Source organism: Listeria floridensis FSL S10-1187 (assembly GCF_000525875.1).
Lineage (GTDB): Bacteria > Bacillota > Bacilli > Lactobacillales > Listeriaceae > Listeria > Listeria floridensis.
Genome location: NZ_AODF01000001.1, coordinates 292,504 through 310,784, shown reverse-complemented (window position 1 = coordinate 310,784; position 18,281 = coordinate 292,504). Strand labels below are relative to the sequence as shown.

Here is an 18,281-nt window from a genome sequence, read left to right as displayed (position 1 = left end):
GAAAAAAGGAGATTACCAGATGAAAAAATTATTGACGACTTCATTGTTTTACTGTGTGTTAGGGCTTGTAGCCGGAATTTACTATCGCGAAATTACAAAATACACCGAGTTTACCGGAAAAACGCAGCTTTCTGTGCTGCATACACATCTACTTATGCTAGGAATGTTCATGTTTTTGATCGTCTTGCTACTTGAAAAAAACTTTGGCATTATGGCGAGCAAGAAATTTAACGCTTTTTACTATATCTACAATGCGGGACTTCTGCTTACCGTTGGGTTATTGACATTCCATGGTACAATGACTGTTTTGGGCAAAGAAACAGGTGCGGCGGTTTCTGGCATTGCCGGTCTGGGTCACATACTGCTTGCAGTGGGGCTTGTCGTCTTGTTTATTATGATGTATGAACGACTTCGGGAAGAAAATAAATAAGTTTAAAGCACTCATCAATCTTGATGGGTGTTTTTTATTTAAGTAAGGAAAGGTTATCTGGATAGTTTGGGGAAATAGCGGTGGATACATGTCTGATGGTCATTTCAAAGAGATAAAGCTCTAGGTAAGTTTAAAAAACGGAACATAGTTACGGAATGGAAAGAGATATGTGAAAAAAACGTGAATTTTCCTAAAAATCAGTCAAAATCACTCTTGAGCATGCTATAATCGGTAAAACATAAAAGGAGATGTTTTACTGAAATGAATGAAAGAGCTTTTATACACAGAAGTCTGTTACTTTTAACAATCTTTGCTATCACTTTCATTACACCTTTATTTAGTCCGGTTAGTGCCGCAGAAATGACATCTAATTCTTCTAAGTTGCAAGATGGAAAAAATGGGAACGCACAAGACAGATCGTTGACTATCCGAATGGAATGCAAAGTTCTCTGCTCAGAAGTAATCAATCCATTGGTGGAGGAGGTTCTAAATATTTACTGCAAACAAGAAAAATTGTGGATTTAAGTACGACAAATGAAATGTATCGAGCGCTGCTTATGGGAGGGCTATCAAGAGTTCCTATGGGAAATCAGGTCGCAAAAACCGTAGTCACTACTTTTGCAGGAAGCCAGTTCAAAAATTTTAGATGGATGAGACAAAGTATTTACCAGCGCTCCACAGGTCAATATTATTATTACAAAATCATTGATGAGTTCTCAAATAACAAAAGAGACTGGGGAAATGCTCGAACTACATTATCTACGGTAAGGCGCTAGACAAAGGGAGGGTGGAATTTTGGAAAAGAAATCACAAGTAAAATGGATAACAGACACAGCTGTATTTCTTGTTATCGGGTTTGTTATAGGTATTATTCTTAAAAATATCGCTTGGGTTATTTTCATGATGGTTCTTGGAATTTTCTCATTTTTGGCGCTAGGTTACGTGAATAAAAAGAGAAAGAATATCTTCTATGACACAAAGCGGAAAGCTTGGTTAACAGATATTGGCATTTTCATTACTGTTTTTGTTATTGGTTCAATCGTTTTAAAAGGGTTTAGCTGGCTAGCGCTGGTTGCGGGAGGCTTGGCATTTGCATTATCTTCCTATCAAAGAATTTTAAAAAAAGAGGAATAGCCTATAAGAAGGAACAGTGAGAAGGTGTATCTGCTAGGGTAGAGCGGTGGAATTAATAAAAGCCGTATGAGGAGTTCAATCTCGCCTCATACGGCTTTTATTATGAGATTCCGTTTAGCTCTTGGTAGAGGCTTTTTGCATAACTATCTGTCATTCCACAAATGTTATCTGTAACTAGCAGTAAACGTAAATACAGCTTTTCTTTTCTGTCTTTCTTATCAGAGGCTTTTTTATAGGCATTAAAATAATTTTCAGAAAGCAGGCTTCGTAGTCGCTTGTTCTCGTCTTTGTTGGGCTCATCCAAATCTGAATCATAATATAATACAGCGGGGACAAAAGTGTCAAGAAGGTTGAAAATGATTTTTTTTCCAGTTAATTCGATTTTCCTAATATCACAATTAGAAAAAATATATTTAATGCAAATTCTTTCTAATTCATCGGCTAGATTTTTAACATCTGATTTATCCAATAATGCATCAGTAAATCTACCCTCCATGATCACGTTGTAATTTTGGTTAAATGTATCAATAACCGAATTTATTAACAATCTGCGTACATTATTTGTAATCCATTGTTGAAATAAGAGAAATTCATGATTAGATTCAAGCAGGCTTTTTCTTTCTAAATCAGAATAACAATCTCTCACAAATTTGTTAGGGTCATTTTTTAGTGAAGCTAATTCTTTATGTAATTGTCCTAAGCTTATAAGGTTTTTTTTTCATCCCATCTTCAAGGTCTGCTAATAGATAGCTTATATCATCAGCGGCCTCTAACAAGAAAGTGGCTGGGTGCCTATAATTTAATGTTCCTGTTTCTTGCGTAATCATTTTGAAAGTATCTTTTTCTGCGGAAAAATACCCCATCTTTTTGTATTTTACATTAGAGTCTTCTTTATTTACTTCGGATGAAGGAATTGGATATTTCAGTAAAGTGTTTACTGTTGCACAAGTTAGGTTCATACCCTGCATTCCTTCATACAATTGGTGAAGTTTTGTAATAAGTCTAATTACTTGGGCATTCCCATCGAAATGAAGAAAGTCTTCTTGCATTTGCGTATCCAAAGTGACTTTTAAAGTAGAACCATCAAATTGTATTTTATTCATATTTTGTGCAAACCATTGTCGAATGGCACATTCACCGAAGTGTCCAAAAGGTGGGTTACCCATATCATGAAGTAATCCAGCACAGGCTAGTAAATCGGAAAGCGTTTTTATATGTGATTCAGTGAATGTCGAATCAATTTTATTTTCGACAATATCACTTCCTACCTTAGCCCCAAGTGATTTAGCGATTTGTGAAACTTCTATAGAATGAGTCAATCGAGTGCGAATAAAATCATTTTTATCAAGAGGAAAAACTTGAGTTTTATCTTGTAGCCTTCTAAAGGAAGCGCTGATAATAATTCTTTGATAATCATTTTCAAAAGCATTACGAATATCGTTTGACGATTTAAATCTATTTTTGCTATTGGTTCTTGTAGTGCTTAATAAGTCATTCCAATTCATCATGATGTAAAACTCCCTTTTTATTTTCGATTATACCAAAAATAACAATAATATCAAATTGTACACATCGGTGTTTTGCTCTATATAACATTTCATAAACTGCTTGACACATAAAACATCAAATGTTAAGATAATCAAGGTGCCTCTACTATAGAGGTCTTGAAAATAATGAATGTTGTAGATTATCTACAGCAATTTTATTTTTTCGAAAAAATGAACCACCTGGATGTGTGGAACTACTAAAACAGGAAAGGAGGAACCCATCCAATGCCTACTATTAACCAATTAGTTCGCAAACCGCGTCAATCTAAATCAAAAAAATCTGACTCTCCAGCACTTAACAAGGGGCTAAACACTTTCAAGCGTGAACTTACTAATGTAAATTCTCCGCAAAAACGTGGTGTTTGTACTCGTGTTGGTACAATGACTCCGAAGAAACCGAACTCCGCGCTTCGTAAATATGCTCGTGTGCGCCTAAGTAACGGAATCGAAGTTACAGCTTATATCCCAGGTATCGGCCACAACTTGCAAGAGCACAGTGTTGTTCTTATCCGCGGCGGCCGTGTAAAAGATTTACCAGGGGTACGTTACCATATCGTACGTGGTGCTCTTGATACAGCTGGTGTTGAAAATAGAGCTCAAAGCCGTTCTAAATACGGAACGAAGAAACCTAAAGCAAGTAAATAATTTAAAAAGTTTATTCTATGAAAGGAGGATATCCAATGCCTCGTAAAGGTCCTGTTGCTAAACGTGACGTTTTGCCAGATCCGATTTATAACTCGAAATTGGTAACTCGCTTAATTAATAAAATGATGGTTGATGGTAAACGTGGAAAATCTCAAGCGATTTTATACTCTGCTTTTGACATCATTAAAGAAGAAACTGGTAATGATCCAATGGAAGTTTTTGATCAAGCGATCAAAAACATCATGCCGGTTCTTGAAGTAAAAGCTCGCCGTGTCGGTGGTGCCAACTATCAAGTTCCAATCGAAGTACGTCCAGATCGTCGTACTACACTTGGTCTTCGTTGGTTAGTAAACTACGCTCGTCTTCGCGGTGAAAGAACGATGGAACTTCGTCTTGCTCGCGAAATCATGGATGCTGCTAATAATACAGGTGCTTCTGTTAAGAAACGTGAAGACACTCATAAAATGGCAGATGCAAACAGAGCATTTGCTCACTATCGCTGGTAAGAAAAATGCTGGTTTTGGCCTTCTCATAAAAGGTCAGGCCGCTTAAAAATTGTTATATGGAAGGAGAAAGACAACATGGCAAGAGAGTTCTCCTTAGAAAAGACACGTAATATTGGTATCATGGCGCATATTGACGCTGGGAAAACCACTACTACTGAACGTATTCTTTTCTATACAGGGCGCATTCACAAAATTGGTGAAACGCATGAAGGTGCCTCCCAAATGGACTGGATGGAGCAGGAACAAGAACGTGGTATCACGATCACTTCTGCTGCAACAACAGCTCAGTGGAAAGGTTACCGTGTAAACATCATTGATACTCCGGGACACGTAGACTTCACAGTTGAAGTTGAACGTTCTCTTCGTGTACTTGATGGTGCTGTTGCAGTTCTTGATGCTCAATCGGGTGTTGAACCGCAAACAGAAACAGTTTGGCGTCAAGCTACTACTTACGGGGTTCCTCGTGTAGTATTCGTCAACAAAATGGATAAAATCGGAGCTGACTTCCTTTATTCTGTAGGAACACTCCATGATCGTCTAGATGCTAATGCTCACCCAATTCAATTACCAATCGGTGCTGAAGATACTTTCGAAGGTATCATTGACTTAATTGAAATGAACGCATTATACTACGAAGATGATCTAGGCAACGATCCTCATATCAAAGAAATTCCTGAAGATATGAAAGATCTTGCTGAAGAATATCATGGTAAACTCGTTGAGGCAGTTGCTGAACTTGACGAAGAGCTTATGATGAAATATCTTGAAGGTGAAGAAATCACAAAAGATGAGCTTAAAGCAGCGATCCGTAAAGGAACACTAGCTGTTGAGTTCTATCCAGTCGTTTGTGGTACTGCATTCAAAAACAAAGGTGTTCAACCAATGTTAGATGCAGTTATCGACTACCTTCCAGCTCCAATTGACGTTCCTTCAATCAAAGGGACTCTTCCTGATGGTGAAGAAGACGAACGTCATGCAAGCGATGAAGAACCATTCTCTTCTCTTGCATTTAAAGTTATGACTGACCCTTATGTTGGTCGTCTTACTTTCTTCCGTGTTTACTCGGGTACACTGAACTCAGGTTCTTACGTGCAAAACTCGACTAAAGGTAAACGTGAGCGTGTAGGTCGTATCCTGCAAATGCACGCAAACCACCGTGAAGAAATCGATATCGTTTACTCCGGTGATATTGCTGCAGCTGTAGGTCTTAAAGATACTACAACTGGGGATACTCTATGTGATGAAAAGAATCAAATTATCTTGGAATCAATGGAATTCCCTGAACCAGTTATCTCGGTTGCGATTGAACCTAAATCAAAAGCTGATCAAGATAAGATGGGTCAAGCTCTTGCGAAACTTGCAGAAGAAGATCCAACTTTCCGTACTGAAACAAATACGGAAACTGGTCAAACGATCATCTCTGGTATGGGTGAACTTCACCTTGATATCCTAGTTGACCGTATGAAACGTGAATTCCGCGTTGAAGCTAACGTTGGGGCACCTCAAGTATCCTACCGTGAAACATTCCGTACAGCAGCAGACGTTGAAGGTAAATTTGTACGTCAATCTGGTGGTCGCGGACAATATGGTCACGTTTGGATTCACTTTGAGCCTAACGAAGAAGGAAAAGGTTTCGAATTTGAAAATGCAATCGTCGGTGGGGTTGTTCCTCGTGAATATATTCCAGCGGTTCAAGCAGGTCTTGAAGGCGCGCTTGAAAATGGTGTCCTTGCAGGATATCCTTTGATTGACATTAAAGCGAAACTATTTGATGGTTCTTACCATGATGTTGACTCCAACGAAATGGCATTTAAAGTTGCTGCAAGCATGGCGCTTCGCAACGCTGCTAAAAAATGTAATCCAGTTCTTCTTGAACCGATTATGGGCGTTGAAGTTGTTATCCCAGAAGAATATCTTGGGGATATCATGGGTAACATCACAAGCCGTCGTGGTCGTGTAGATGGTATGGAAGCTCGTGGTAACGCTCAAGTTGTTCGTGCTTTCGTTCCACTTGCTGAAATGTTCGGCTATGCTACTGACCTTCGTTCTGCAACTCAAGGTCGCGGTACGTACACGATGCAATTTGATCACTATGAAGAAACACCTAAGTCGATTACAGAAGAAATTATCAAGAAAAACGGCGGAAATAAAGGCGAAGAATAATCGTTGCATTTCCGGAGTTCTTCAAGTATAACTTTAATTAGGAAGTATTTGCTGAATGATTTTTCGTTTAGCAACTATTAAATATCACTTTTTTAAACATTAAGGAGGATTTTATTAAAATGGCAAAAGAAAAATTTGACCGCTCAAAACCCCATGTTAACGTTGGTACAATCGGACACGTCGATCATGGTAAAACTACATTAACTGCAGCTATCACTACTGTTTTAGCTAAAGATGGAATGGCACAAGCTTCTGCTTATGACCAAATCGATGGTGCACCAGAAGAACGCGAACGTGGTATCACAATCTCTACTGCACACGTAGAGTACGAAACTGCTAACCGTCACTATGCACACGTTGACTGCCCAGGACACGCTGACTATGTTAAAAACATGATCACAGGTGCTGCGCAAATGGACGGAGCTATTCTAGTAGTATCTGCTGCTGATGGCCCAATGCCACAAACTCGTGAACACATTCTTCTTTCTCGTCAAGTAGGTGTTCCTTACATCGTTGTATTCTTAAACAAATGCGACATGGTTGACGATGAAGAACTATTAGAACTAGTTGAAATGGAAGTTCGTGACCTATTAAGCGAATATGAATTCCCTGGTGATGACATTCCTGTAATCAAAGGTTCTGCTCTTAAAGCTCTTGAAGGAGATGCTGCATGGGAAGGCAAAATCCATGAATTAATGGATGCTGTTGACTCTTACATCCCAACTCCAGAACGTGATAACGACAAACCATTCATGATGCCAGTCGAAGATGTATTCTCGATCACTGGTCGTGGTACAGTTGCAACTGGTCGTGTTGAACGTGGAAAAGTTAACGTTGGGGACGAAGTTGAAATCGTTGGTATTAAAGACGAAACTTCTAAAACAACTGTTACTGGTGTAGAAATGTTCCGTAAGCTTCTTGATTATGCAGAAGCTGGAGACAACATTGGTGCACTTCTTCGTGGGGTTGCTCGTGAAGATATCGAACGTGGACAAGTTCTTTCTAAACCAGGAACTATCACTCCACACACAACTTTCAAAGCTGAAACTTATGTTTTGACTAAAGAAGAAGGTGGACGTCACACTCCATTCTTCAACAACTACCGTCCGCAATTCTATTTCCGCACAACTGACGTAACTGGTATCGTTACGCTTCCAGAAGGTACTGAAATGGTAATGCCTGGGGATAACGTAGAATTAGCTGTTGAACTTATCGCTCCTGTAGCGATCGAAGACGGTACTAAATTCTCTATCCGTGAAGGTGGACGTACTGTTGGTGCTGGCGTTGTAGCTAACATCCAAAAATAATTAAAATCATCTTTTGATGAATAGAAAGCCGTTGTAGCAAAAATGCTGCGACGGCTTTTTTAAAAGGAAAATTTTTCTGCTTTCCGCTATACTTGAAAGTGGAACATAAACCCAACATGAAGGAGGCAAAAAGAATGACACAACAAAATGGAGATGCGAGACGGATGGTTACTCGGCTGAAAGAGAATTATGAGAAGTTGAGGAAAAGCCCGGTCAAGTATACTGATAAGCGGATTCGCTACTTGGTTGCTCGTTTGTTTGCCGGTCAAGATGAACAACTTGATATTCAGCGCTTTAGCAAGGTGAATCAATTGATTAAAGAAAGGGCTGGAACTTTTACCGTATTAACAACAAATGTTCGCGCGGCACTTGCTGGACTTTTGCTGAAAGAGAATCGTGAAAACTTGGCTGATGTTGAGCAGTTGTTTGCGAATTATCAAGCGTTGATTGAAGGAAAGTTCCCGCGTACAGAGTATACGTACTTTGCCGCACAAGCGCTTATGTCTCTTGATTCGGATCAGGTTGCTGAGACGATCGTTCGGGCTAAAAAAGTGCATGAGGCGATTAAGCAACATCACCCGTTTTTGACAGGCAATGAAGATATCTCGATGAGTGTGTTGCTCGCAATGTTGGACGAAGAATATGAACCAAGTGAACTGGCCGACTTAACAGAATTCTATTTTACAAGCTTTGATGAAATAGGATTCAAAAAAAATAATGGGTTACAATTTTTGGCCGGAATTTCGGTACTGCTTTGTCGCAAGAAAGATCCTATGTATGTAAAGCGTGTGCGTACGGTGCTTAAACAGCTTGAGAAGCAAAATATTAAACCTCAAGAGCTTTTCTATAGTACAATTGGCGTGCTTGCTTTCGTATTAAATGGATCGAATTTCGACCAGCAGTTTGACCAGTTGTACGCAGAAGTGAAGATGCTTTCGGGACTTCGTTTTGACAAGAATTTCCAAACTGCGCTGGCGCTTAGTTTATATGTAGAGCAAAAAACAAGCGAATTGAGCATGGAGCAGACAGAACAGCTGATGGTAAGTTTGACAGCTCTCATCGCGATCGAACAAGCGGTTATCGTAAGCGCGGTTGTCGTAACAGCGGCCATAGTTAATACTAGCAGCTCGAATTCATGAAAGAAAGGTTGTGGGGAAAGTGATGGCAAAAGAAAGAAGACTAGAAATAAAAAAACAGTGCCAACAATTTGGTGGGGGCTATGCAATCCTTGTTGAACCCATTAATGATATGTTGATAGCGCTTGATGCTGATATCTCTGCGGCAACGACAGAACAAATTCTAAAAAATATTAAGCTTTATGCTGAAGGTGGAAAATATTTGCCGGATTGCCATCTGGATGAAAGCGATCACTTTCTAACAGACGGTATCGAAGCGCTAAAAGATGGTGACCTTGGAAATGGTGCATTGCAAATTTTCGGAGCAGGCTTGAATTTTGCTAGTTTCGCAGCGAAGACTAATGGGCTAAAAAGTATCAACGCCCATCAAATGCTAGAAGAGCGTTTTGGAAAACTGAAAAACATTAGAAATTAGTTTGTTCTTTGTATTTATTTGTATACAGAATTCTTTTTTTGCTTGGAAGCGCATACATATAATTTGTGAAAAATGGTAAATAATTTCAAAAAATGCAACTAGATTCCAGTTCAATCCATTGATACAACTATTTTTAAAATGCAAGTCGTTTCGGTTGAAAAAATGCACAATCTTAGTATACAATGGAGAACGAAAAGGAGGCCGGAAAACAAAAATGGAGTTAGCTTCTCTCGAGAATACAGAAAAGGTAAGAAAAAAATAATGAAAAAGAAGCAAGCAATAGGAAATCAAGTTGCAAACACGAAAAAAGAATAATTGAATTTTATAGGCATCTTGTCTTAGAGAGGACACTTGAGCTACATCAACGAACTCTTCTTTTTTTAAAAAAAAGGAGCGTTAACAATGAAAAAGTGGATTGTAGCCTTATTCTTAGTGATGGGCGTATTTTTCCTTTTACCGGAAAATGGAAACGCAGCAGCAAATCACGTGATTCAAGTAACTTTAAAAGCAAACGACAAGACAGCTAGCAGTGACAATGTGAAAAAATGGAATCAAATGATGGAAGAAGCATCGGCGAATAAAGGTGAAATAAATCAAGTAACTATCCCAGCGGGTACGTACTATTTTGACAGTACGCTATTAATCCCGTCCAATGTGACACTGAGCGGCAAGGGAGCTGCAGAGTCAAAATTTGTGTTCACAAAAGCTGTCACAGGTGTAAGCGGAATTATTAAAAACAAAACTCCGGGTGCGGGGATTCAGCTTGAAAATGTGACAATTAAAGATTTAACATTAACCTATGACACTACAGGCAAAAGCGATGGAGCGAATATCATTCAATTCTCACCAGGCTTTGATGAAGAGAATCGCGCAAATTATAAACTCATCAAAAATATTCGCCTTGAAAATCTAATCGTGGATGCGAAAGAAATTGGATCAAGCACAATCAGCCTTAGCAGAGTTCAAACTGCGCAAGTCGTTAATAACCAAGTGAAAAATAGTGGGAAGCAAAATGGAATTGCTTTGGAATTTACGAGCGGTGCTACCATCTCTGGCAACGTTGTAACAAATTCCGGTAAAAGCGGAATCCAGCTTTATAGATTTAACGGCGGTCCGAATGCAATCGACAAAATTATTGTTTCAAATAATGTTGTAACGGACTGGATGCAGCGCTTTGGATTTTATAGCTATGAACGAGCTTATCAGACTGATCCAAACACAGAAAACTATATCATGGCAGATTCAGGTATTGACAGTTATGGACCGGAAAATACGAACCTTTTAATTTCTGGTAATGTACTGAAAGCGGGAACGCCTGGACAAGAATTGCCTGATAACACTAAACTTCGAGAAAAATATGGCGCGGCAAGATTCCCAGAAAATATGCTTCTCTTAAATGCAATTCGATTAACAGGTGCAACTAATGTGGTAGTAGAAAACAATCAAGTTTCTCTGAATGGCAAGGACATTTTAGCCTTTATGTCATCCAACCAGAGAATACGCGGTGAATATACGACGAAACCTTCCAATATCCTCGTAAGAAATAATCAATTCTCGGGTGATGGAGTCATTCGTTACCCAATTCGTTTATTTGAGGTACAAGTCGGATCTGGTCGAGGAATCGAGTTTACCGGAAACGGTTTTCATTTCTCGCAAGGAAGTACAATTGCAAACTACTATAAAGCGGTGGCAGAAGTAAGGGGAACTAGCCAAAAACTGGCCTTTTCAAATAATATAATTACTTCAAAAGAAGGGAAAGTGAAATTCTTAGTCTCGGTAAACGGTACAGGGATTACTTTAAAAGAACTTGTGACGACTAACAACCTGCTGAACGGCAAAACTTTTTCGGCAGCACGCGGCACATATTCTCGGGTACCAACGATCTCAGCGCCGATTTATAAAACGGGAACAAAAACCCTTTCAGGAATATTCGAATCGCCGGTTGCGAAAGTAAGGTTATGGAAAAACGGCAAAGTGCTTTCCCAAGCTCAAACAAATGGCAATGTATTTGTTTTTTCAAATGCATCGACCTGATCAAAAATGACGGAGCCAAATATGAACTTGTCGGAGTCAATAGTCAATACAAAGAACTCATCCGGCAAAAAATTACAGTAACAAAATAAAAAAACAGCGGCATTCTAACTCCAGATGCCGCTGTTTTTATTTTTCTGCCCAGTAATTATTATTTTGCTTCGGTTTACCAGCCGTGCTAAGCACATAGTTCCTCAAAAAATGATTAGATACCTTTTTCCAAAGTTTCAATCCAGGCGTTTCCTTTGGTGCCGTTCCAGTGAAATAAGCTTGATTGTTTACCGCCATCGTATTCGCTAACGCTTGCTTTTCCTGCTCGCTAAATTGGTCAAACACATCACTTGATGCAATCTCGCTCATCGCTTTATCATAGCCGATAGCGTAAAAATTTCTACGATCACGCTCATTAAATCCAGGTAAATCCGCTGCCTGCTCCACATTCAGCTCCTTTGCCGTATAACTGAATTTTTTGGTGGAAAGCTGAAAAGAAACTACCCCAAATTTATGTGGATAGACTGCAAGTGATCCGGTGGCAATATCAGTCAGCGTTTTGCCGGATTGATATTCTTGCGTCGCGATGTTCTGTGCGTGAATATGCCCGCTAAGCGCCAGATCAAACCCACTTTCAATAAAAGTTCGGCGCACATCATCCGCATAATTGATCGTATAGCCTTACTCAGCACTTCACTGTGCGTCACAAGATTATGATGCATCACCGGCAAAATCCGTGCGCCGTTCTTTTGTGCGAGCTTGCTGCATTCCTTGATCCAATCAAGAGTCCCGCTTGTAAGACCACCCTCTGTTTCTGGCGCACCAAGCTGATAGTTTGAGTTATAATGACTAGTATCAAGCATAAGCAGCCACACGTCTTGTGAAGCTTTTGCTAAATAACTAAGTGAAAACTTATCCTTAGAAACCGCCTCATTAAAACCGAAGCTTTGATAAATCGAACGGAAATCATCTGGAGTTATACTATCCGTTTTGAGCTGTTCCTCGCCTCGAAAACTCCTTGCCCAAGGATTATTAATATCGTGGTTCCCGGGAATTACATACACATTCGTTCCCGTTTTTTCAAGTTGTTCAAGCTTTTTCGCCAATTTTTCATGACTTTTTCGTTCACCATTATTCGTAAGATCCCCACTTAAAATTAGCATATCCGCTTTTTCAGCCCGAACCCCATCCAAGAAAGCATCAACAATCGCATCACTTTCAGCAAGCGCCTTCCCGTCCCCGTTTGCAACATACTTTTTGAAAGCTGCGCCGCCATCCGTGAGTTCAGATGCCAAGTAATGCGTGTCCGTTGCGACAGCAATTCGAAGATCTTTTTCCTTGGCAATTGCCGGGGCGGCCAAATCCGCATCCGATTTTGCTGCACCGCTACATCCCGAAAGAAGCAGCAGACAAAGAGCAGTAATCCATCCAAACCGCTTCATTTCCAAGCCTTCCTTCCTCAAATTTGCCGATCTAAAATTTCATCCGTCAGCTTACTGAGTTGGTCACGGTACGCACCGGCCGGTAATTTCGCAATTTCCTTCTGCGCTTTTTTCGTATACTTACGCGCAAGATCAAACGCTTGCTCAACCCCGTGGTAGTCATCGATCAACCGAATGAGTTCAGCCAAATCCGCATCCGTCATCGCTTCCTTTTTAAGCAGCAGCGGGCCAAATTCAGCTTTTCGTCCGCGCATCGCATAAATCAGCGGCAATGAGTAAACCCCTTGCAAGACATCGTTCATAACCGGTTTCCCAAGCCCAGTGTCCGTACTGGTGTAGTCGAGCACATCATCAATGATTTGAAAGGCCATACCTAGATAATGCCCGATGTTCCAAGCCTTCACAGCAAGTGTGCGCGGAGCTTTGCTTGCTGTTGCACCAGAATAGCAACTTAGCGCGAACAACTGCGCCGTTTTCCCGGAAATCCGCGTCAAGTACTCTTTGACGGACACATCTAGATTGTAGCGCATCCGCATTTGGTCAAGCTCTCCCATCAAGATTTTCTCAATGTTCTTGCTGCTGAACTCGATATTTGAAATCGAATCCGAATGTTTCGAAAGAATCTTGAAACAAATTGTAAATAAATAGTCGCCCGTATAAACCGCATAATGATTGCCATATTTCGAATTGATGGTGGGCTGACCGCGGCGAAGCTTTGACTCATCCACGACATCATCATGAATCAGCGTGGCCATATGAAGCACCTCAAGTGCTGCCGCAACAGAAATCGCACGTTCACGGTCGTAATCTGGTCCGAGCTTAGCTGAGAGCAAAGCGAAGGCCGGTCGAAGCAATTTTCCGCCCGCGTGAATCAGCATCTTCACATTCTCTTCAACACGCTTATCACGAATTTGGATATTTTTTTCGATCGTCATGAGTACTTCTGCAAGGTCTTTCTTTAGTTCGGGATAATTTTCCCACATGGAATGAAGTTGCATTGTGAAACTCCTTTTTCTATTTATTCAGTGCACGTTCTTGTTTGGCATCGAAAAACAGACGCAACGTCTGCACATTTTGAAGCAGGTAATTAGCTGCAATCCCAACCGCAATCCCCGAAAGAATCCCGATAAAGGAGAGAACTGGAAGATAGAGCATCACACTCCACGAACCAGCAATCCAGCTTGCAACTACAAGCTGACCGACATTATGTAAAATCCCTCCAGTTGTACTGACGCCAATAATGCTGACATTTTTTGGTCCTAGTTTTTGTACAGCCCACATACCGATAAAACTCAAAATGGCACCAGCCGCACTATATAAGAAAGTTGAAATTGTTCCGCCGAGAAGGGTAGAAAGTACAAGGCGGATTGCGATAATCATAAAAGTATCTTTTGTTGAAAGCGTGTAGAGCGAAATACAAGTAATAATATTTGCAAGACCAAGCTTAGCTCCAGGCGCAAATGCGAATGGAAATGGAATAGCGCGTTCAAGCAAGCTGATTACAACAGCCTGTGCAGCAAGAAGTGCAATATAAACAAGGCGCTTATTTTTAGTCATCTTTATCACGGTTTTTAACTCCTTTCAAAAAGCATCAGAAAAACGATTTATGAAGAAATGATCATATCATCGTCATCGTTACCACCGGAGTTTCCATCAGAAGCCTTCACTTCGATAACAACTTTATGCGGCAAACAAACAATTGTCTCGCCGCGTTTTCCAATAGCACCGGTACGGACGCAAACTTGGTCGCCGCAATTTGCTTTTGAAATTCGGATTTTTTCATCCTTTATTTCAATCGTATTGTAGTCACCGTCATCTTGTGTAATGGTGAATGATTCTGTTCCGCTGTGTCCTGTTAGCGTAACTTTCTTGTATTCCTTGCCGTCAACCGTGACAACAGCAATTAATCCGTTATCTTCGGCACCTTTCGGCTCATTTGCTTTTACATATGAAAAAATAGCTAGAGGCAAAAAAAGAGAGTATGACCAAAAGAGCGATGATAACAATATCGAAGCGTCGGATCATTTTTAAATATGGTTTCACAACTTTTCCCCCTCTAATCATTTTTTCTATCCCTCTCATTGTAAAGGATTTATCATCAAAAATATACCGTTTTTACAAATAAGAGGAGCGAAATCCACAAACGGGACTTCGCTCCTTGCTTTTTATCGTATCGTTATTTCCTGTCAGAATCTCTGTAAACTGCACGAGGTTTTCCGTACCAGAAATGTCCGAGGTGTTTTTGAATCCAAGGAACAACCCAATAATCAAGACCGAATGTGCGTCCAGCACCGTTAAGCATAGCGAACGAAGCAGGAAGAGCCCAGAATTTATCCCATCCAAGCATTGCGCTTAGTGTGAACATTGCAAGGAAGCCCATGCTTCCAACGCTTGCAAGCCAAGTGAATAAACCAGCAACAAGAGCAAGACCAATTGCAAGTTCGATGAAAGGCACAACTTTTTGCATAAACACAGCGACATCTTGGTTCGGCATTAAGAGTTTCATGATCCACTCGAACCAGCCCCACATGTGGCTTAAAATCGGTGTTGTAACGTTTTGTGCTGCTTCACCAGCAGCATCCCCAGCAGCTTGGCTCGCGCCAGAAGTTGCTGCAGTTTGAAGCCAGTCAAATGGCATTTTCGATGTTGTAGCTGTCAGCCATGAATCAGATCCAAGCCCTTGGAACATTGGTTTCAAGTTAGTGATACTAACTTTGTCCCACGTTCCTTCGCCATAGATTTTCGCAAGAGCTTCATCAATCCAGAACCAACCAAGATAAACACGAAGTGGTAAGCTCCAGATGACATTTCCATAGCGGGAAGTCCAGCCTCGGAAAATATTACGGTGATCCTTAATGTGGAAGAATTCGTGCATGATGTATTGCCACATGTAGTAACCGCTTCGGATTCCGAAGAAGTAATACAAGTTAACCATGTGTTTCATGAAGATAGCGAACCAGCCGGAAAGGTGCATTCCTGAAAGATTTGCAACACCATATTTCGCGCCGATGGAAACCATAACACCATGATATTTTCCTTGGAATGCTTCTTTTTCCCCGCCGCTAATTTCAGCAATGATGCTTTTGGCAGCAGTCATCCCAGTTTGTTCAGCAGCTTCAACGATTTGCGGAGTTGGTTTGCCTTCCTCTTCCTCGAAGTAAGCAAGGTCTCCAATCACATACGTATTCTCAAATTTCTCAGCTTCCATGTATTGGTTGACTTTAAGACGACCAGCACGAGCAGTTTCCATGCCGTAATCCTTCGTGTCCGAATTAGCGCGTACGCCGGCAGTCCAGATTAACGTTTGCGTTGGAAGTTCTTCCCCTGATTTTAAAAGAATACTTTCAGGTTTTACTTCAACAATCGCAGCACTCTTAAGAATTTTAATTCCCTTTTTAACCATGTACTTCTCAGCTTTGTCCGCATCGCGACGCTCTAACATATTAAGAATCGTCGGCGCAGCTTCAACAACCATCAATTCAATTTCATCTTTATCGATCTTGTTGTCTTTTGCGAGACGATCTTTCCATTCAAGCAGTTCGCCGACCATTTCGATTCCGGTAAAACCAGATCCGCAGACAACGAAACGAAGCATTGCTTTACGTTTTTCAACATCTTGCTCGCGGCTTGCTTTTGTAACGATTGCTTCGATGTGGTTGCGTAACCGTACAGAATCTTCCCAAGACCAAAGCGTAAAGCCGTTTTCTTGAACACCCGGAGTTCCGAAATCATTCGGTTCGCCGCCCATACCAAGAACGAGGTAATCGAATGGGTAGCTACCGTGTTCAGTAGTCACCACTTTTTTGTCGTGATCGACATTTGTTACATTATCTGTTACTAAGTTTACTTTTGAACGATTAAACAAACGACGCAAATCATATTGAATGGCTGTCGGTTCAACACGTCCTCCTGCAACCTCGTGAAGCTCTGTCATCATCGTATGATACGAATGACGATCGATCAGCGTAATTTTAACGTCTTGATCTTTTTTGTACTTTTTCGCAAGCTTTTTCGCTGCGTGTACACCTGCATACCCTGCCCCTATAAGAACAATGTTTTTTTCAGGCATATGCTTTCTCAACTCCTTGTTATTTTATTCACAAATGATAAATTAGTCCAATATAAAATGTACAATAATAACCTAACATAGTGTAACAGAAATCAAGGCCGCTTGTCTACACTATCTGAGCTAAAAAAATCGTAAAAACATAAAAATAGTTCTTTCTCATAAAAGGGGCGGTTTTCATGGGACAAAATACCCTGTAGGTTCTGGGTGGAACGGTGTTTTTGTTTACAATCTATCCCTTCACTTCCTTATAATGACAGAAAACAAAGCAGAACAACGTTTTAGAAGTTTCATTTTGAAAATTTGTTAAATTAAATCATTAACGGAACTTATAGACAAAGTAGATGGTTGATGGTATGATTTGTTTGTATTCGTGATAGCGCTTCTCATGTTTTAGCTTTCTATGCTCGTGTTATCACAAACATTTCTTAATAAACCAAAAGGTGGGAGCAAATTATGGAATTGAAAAAAGTTGCAATGGGGCTTACAGCTGTATTAGCTTCAAGTATGTTATTAGTAGCTTGCGGAAACGGAAACAGCGATTCTGACAAGAAATCAAGCGATGAGCCGAAACAAACGGAACAAAAGAAATCGGCTGATGCAAAAACTGATGGTACTATGACTGATGGTACTTACAAACTTGAAGAACAAAACTTTGATGATAAAGGCTGGAAAGCTTTCATGTCAATCGAAGTTAAAGATGGCAAAATCACAAAAGCAAACTATGACTATAAAAATAAAGACGGCAAATTGAAATCTGAAGATGCCGACTACCAAAAAATGATGAAAGATAAAGTGGGTACTGGCCCTCAAGAATACTTGAAACAACTTGACGAATCGCTAGTGAAAAACCAAGCGGCTGGAGCAGTTGAAGTAGTATCTGGTGCAACTCACTCTTCAGATGCTTTCATCAACTATGCAAACCAATTGATCCAAGCAGCACAACGCGGCGACACTACAACAATTAAGATCGACAACACAGCTGATCTTAAAGACGGTAAATATTCGCTTGAAGAACAAAACTACTCGCACGGTTACCGTGTAGCATTCTCGATTGAAGTAAAAGACGGTAAAATTACTGAATCTGATTACAACTATGTAAACAAAGACGGTCAAAAGAAAACTGACGATGCTGAATACGAAAAGAGCATGAAAGAAAAATCGGGTACTGGCCCAGTTGAATACATCCCTGCACTTAACAAATCACTAGTTGATAAACAAGCTGCAGCAGACGTTGACACAGTATCTGGTGCAACTCACTCTTCTGACGCGTTCAAAATCTACGCAGCACAACTTATCAATGCCGCTCAAAAAGGCGACACAGCTGAAATCAAAGTTTACAACAAAGTTGAAGAAGAATAAGATTTACGTTTCGATTTAAATACTAAAAAGATGCCCCTGAGGTTAGACGTTTCTAACTTTGGGGGTTTTTTGCAAGAAAGTCTGGCACGCGAACGCGATTTGCGCT

The 18,281-nt window shown here is 40.4% G+C and carries 17 protein-coding genes and 1 pseudogene; 10 read left to right on the top strand and 8 right to left on the bottom strand.

Translation table 11 applies throughout. The features are described 5' to 3' along the window. Nucleotides 1-19: 19 nt before the first annotated feature. Both MFLO_RS01670 and MFLO_RS01655 read left to right on the top strand, forming a co-directional pair. Entirely contained in the window at nt 20-430 is a 411-nt protein-coding gene (locus MFLO_RS01670; RefSeq protein ID WP_036095913.1) for a DUF2871 domain-containing protein, read from the top strand. Nucleotides 431-1,225: 795 nt separating this feature from the next. Next, complete coding sequence (locus MFLO_RS01655) at nt 1,226-1,564, top strand: hypothetical protein (RefSeq protein WP_036095905.1); 339 nt, start codon at nt 1,226-1,228, stop codon at nt 1,562-1,564. 100 nt (nt 1,565-1,664) lie between these two features. On the opposite strand, the gene MFLO_RS16160 is transcribed toward MFLO_RS01655, so the two are convergent. Further along, entirely contained in the window at nt 1,665-2,060 is a 396-nt protein-coding gene (locus MFLO_RS16160; RefSeq protein WP_241433494.1) for a hypothetical protein, read from the bottom strand. Nucleotides 2,061-2,247: 187 nt separating this feature from the next. Then, complete coding sequence (dgt, locus tag MFLO_RS16155) at nt 2,248-3,072, bottom strand: dGTP triphosphohydrolase (RefSeq protein WP_241433493.1); 825 nt, start codon at nt 3,070-3,072, stop codon at nt 2,248-2,250. 264 nt (nt 3,073-3,336) lie between these two features. On the opposite strand from dgt, the gene rpsL reads away from it, so the two are divergent. The 7 genes from rpsL to MFLO_RS01615 all read left to right on the top strand — a co-directional run bounded on the left by rpsL (nt 3,337) and on the right by MFLO_RS01615 (nt 11,317). After that, nucleotides 3,337-3,756, top strand: coding sequence for a 30S ribosomal protein S12 (gene rpsL / locus MFLO_RS01645; protein ID WP_036095902.1), 420 nt, complete (start codon nt 3,337-3,339; stop codon nt 3,754-3,756). Nucleotides 3,757-3,791: 35 nt separating this feature from the next. After that, nucleotides 3,792-4,262 carry a 30S ribosomal protein S7 gene (rpsG, locus tag MFLO_RS01640; RefSeq protein ID WP_036095899.1) on the top strand — a complete coding sequence of 157 codons (471 nt, stop codon included), beginning with the start codon at nt 3,792-3,794 and terminating at the stop codon, nt 4,260-4,262. Between the two features lie 75 nt (nt 4,263-4,337). Beyond that, nucleotides 4,338-6,425, top strand: a complete 2,088-nt coding sequence (gene fusA / locus MFLO_RS01635; RefSeq protein ID WP_036095897.1) for an elongation factor G — start codon at nt 4,338-4,340, stop codon at nt 6,423-6,425. A 119-nt stretch (nt 6,426-6,544) separates the two neighbouring features. After that, nucleotides 6,545-7,732: an elongation factor Tu gene (gene tuf, locus MFLO_RS01630; protein ID WP_036095895.1), complete on the top strand. Its 1,188-nt coding sequence runs from the start codon at nt 6,545-6,547 to the stop codon at nt 7,730-7,732. Between the two features lie 134 nt (nt 7,733-7,866). Beyond that, on the top strand, nt 7,867-8,871 hold the full coding sequence (locus MFLO_RS01625) for a DUF4003 family protein (protein WP_036095893.1): 1,005 nt from the start codon (nt 7,867-7,869) through the stop codon (nt 8,869-8,871). 22 nt (nt 8,872-8,893) lie between these two features. Then, nucleotides 8,894-9,283 (top strand): hypothetical protein, encoded by a 390-nt coding sequence (locus tag MFLO_RS01620; RefSeq protein WP_036095890.1) that lies wholly within the window; start codon nt 8,894-8,896, stop codon nt 9,281-9,283. A gap of 402 nt (nt 9,284-9,685) precedes the next feature. Then, complete coding sequence (locus tag MFLO_RS01615) at nt 9,686-11,317, top strand: right-handed parallel beta-helix repeat-containing protein (RefSeq protein ID WP_051993398.1); 1,632 nt, start codon at nt 9,686-9,688, stop codon at nt 11,315-11,317. A 126-nt stretch (nt 11,318-11,443) separates the two neighbouring features. Here MFLO_RS01615 and MFLO_RS15925 read toward each other — a convergent pair whose 3' ends face one another. The 6 genes and pseudogenes from MFLO_RS15925 to MFLO_RS01590 all read right to left on the bottom strand — a co-directional run bounded on the left by MFLO_RS15925 (nt 11,444) and on the right by MFLO_RS01590 (nt 16,816). Next, nucleotides 11,444-11,959, bottom strand: coding sequence for a hypothetical protein (locus MFLO_RS15925; RefSeq protein ID WP_206538299.1), 516 nt, complete (start codon nt 11,957-11,959; stop codon nt 11,444-11,446). Then, complete coding sequence (locus tag MFLO_RS01610; protein WP_149022939.1) at nt 11,857-12,747, bottom strand: metallophosphoesterase family protein; 891 nt, start codon at nt 12,745-12,747, stop codon at nt 11,857-11,859. Before MFLO_RS01610 ends, MFLO_RS15925 begins: the two co-directional genes overlap by 103 nt. A gap of 17 nt (nt 12,748-12,764) precedes the next feature. After that, on the bottom strand, nt 12,765-13,745 hold the full coding sequence (locus MFLO_RS01605) for a polyprenyl synthetase family protein (protein WP_036095887.1): 981 nt from the start codon (nt 13,743-13,745) through the stop codon (nt 12,765-12,767). A 16-nt stretch (nt 13,746-13,761) separates the two neighbouring features. Then, nucleotides 13,762-14,304 (bottom strand): flavinylation system FAD exporter subunit EetB, encoded by a 543-nt coding sequence (eetB, locus tag MFLO_RS01600; RefSeq protein ID WP_036096014.1) that lies wholly within the window; start codon nt 14,302-14,304, stop codon nt 13,762-13,764. A 47-nt stretch (nt 14,305-14,351) separates the two neighbouring features. After that, nucleotides 14,352-14,790: pseudogene (locus tag MFLO_RS01595) on the bottom strand (NusG domain II-containing protein). 133 nt (nt 14,791-14,923) lie between these two features. Beyond that, a complete protein-coding gene (locus MFLO_RS01590; RefSeq protein WP_036095885.1) occupies nt 14,924-16,816 on the bottom strand; it encodes an FAD-dependent oxidoreductase in 1,893 nt (630 codons plus the stop codon). A 453-nt stretch (nt 16,817-17,269) separates the two neighbouring features. Here MFLO_RS01590 and pplA point away from each other — a divergent pair, with 453 nt between their 5' ends. Then, complete coding sequence (pplA, locus tag MFLO_RS01585; protein ID WP_036095883.1) at nt 17,270-18,175, top strand: extracellular electron transfer flavoprotein PplA; 906 nt, start codon at nt 17,270-17,272, stop codon at nt 18,173-18,175. Nucleotides 18,176-18,281: the final 106 nt, after the last annotated feature.

Bases quoted from the DNA above. Each gene is read 5' to 3' on its own strand.
- MFLO_RS16160 (WP_241433494.1), bottom strand. From the start codon at position 2,060: ATGGAGGGTAGATTTACTGATGCATTATTGGATAAATCAGATGTTAAA.
- rpsL (WP_036095902.1), top strand. From the start codon at position 3,337: ATGCCTACTATTAACCAATTAGTTCGCAAACCGCGTCAATCTAAATCA.
- MFLO_RS01615 (WP_051993398.1), top strand. From the start codon at position 9,686: ATGAAAAAGTGGATTGTAGCCTTATTCTTAGTGATGGGCGTATTTTTC.
- rpsG (WP_036095899.1), top strand. From the start codon at position 3,792: ATGCCTCGTAAAGGTCCTGTTGCTAAACGTGACGTTTTGCCAGATCCG.
- pplA (WP_036095883.1), top strand. From the start codon at position 17,270: ATGGAATTGAAAAAAGTTGCAATGGGGCTTACAGCTGTATTAGCTTCA.
- eetB (WP_036096014.1), bottom strand. From the start codon at position 14,304: ATGACTAAAAATAAGCGCCTTGTTTATATTGCACTTCTTGCTGCACAG.
- MFLO_RS01620 (WP_036095890.1), top strand. From the start codon at position 8,894: ATGGCAAAAGAAAGAAGACTAGAAATAAAAAAACAGTGCCAACAATTT.
- MFLO_RS01610 (WP_149022939.1), bottom strand. From the start codon at position 12,747: ATGAAGCGGTTTGGATGGATTACTGCTCTTTGTCTGCTGCTTCTTTCG.
- MFLO_RS01605 (WP_036095887.1), bottom strand. From the start codon at position 13,745: ATGCAACTTCATTCCATGTGGGAAAATTATCCCGAACTAAAGAAAGAC.
- MFLO_RS01670 (WP_036095913.1), top strand. From the start codon at position 20: ATGAAAAAATTATTGACGACTTCATTGTTTTACTGTGTGTTAGGGCTT.
- fusA (WP_036095897.1), top strand. From the start codon at position 4,338: ATGGCAAGAGAGTTCTCCTTAGAAAAGACACGTAATATTGGTATCATG.
- tuf (WP_036095895.1), top strand. From the start codon at position 6,545: ATGGCAAAAGAAAAATTTGACCGCTCAAAACCCCATGTTAACGTTGGT.
- MFLO_RS01625 (WP_036095893.1), top strand. From the start codon at position 7,867: ATGACACAACAAAATGGAGATGCGAGACGGATGGTTACTCGGCTGAAA.
- MFLO_RS01590 (WP_036095885.1), bottom strand. From the start codon at position 16,816: ATGCCTGAAAAAAACATTGTTCTTATAGGGGCAGGGTATGCAGGTGTA.
- dgt (WP_241433493.1), bottom strand. From the start codon at position 3,072: ATGATGAATTGGAATGACTTATTAAGCACTACAAGAACCAATAGCAAA.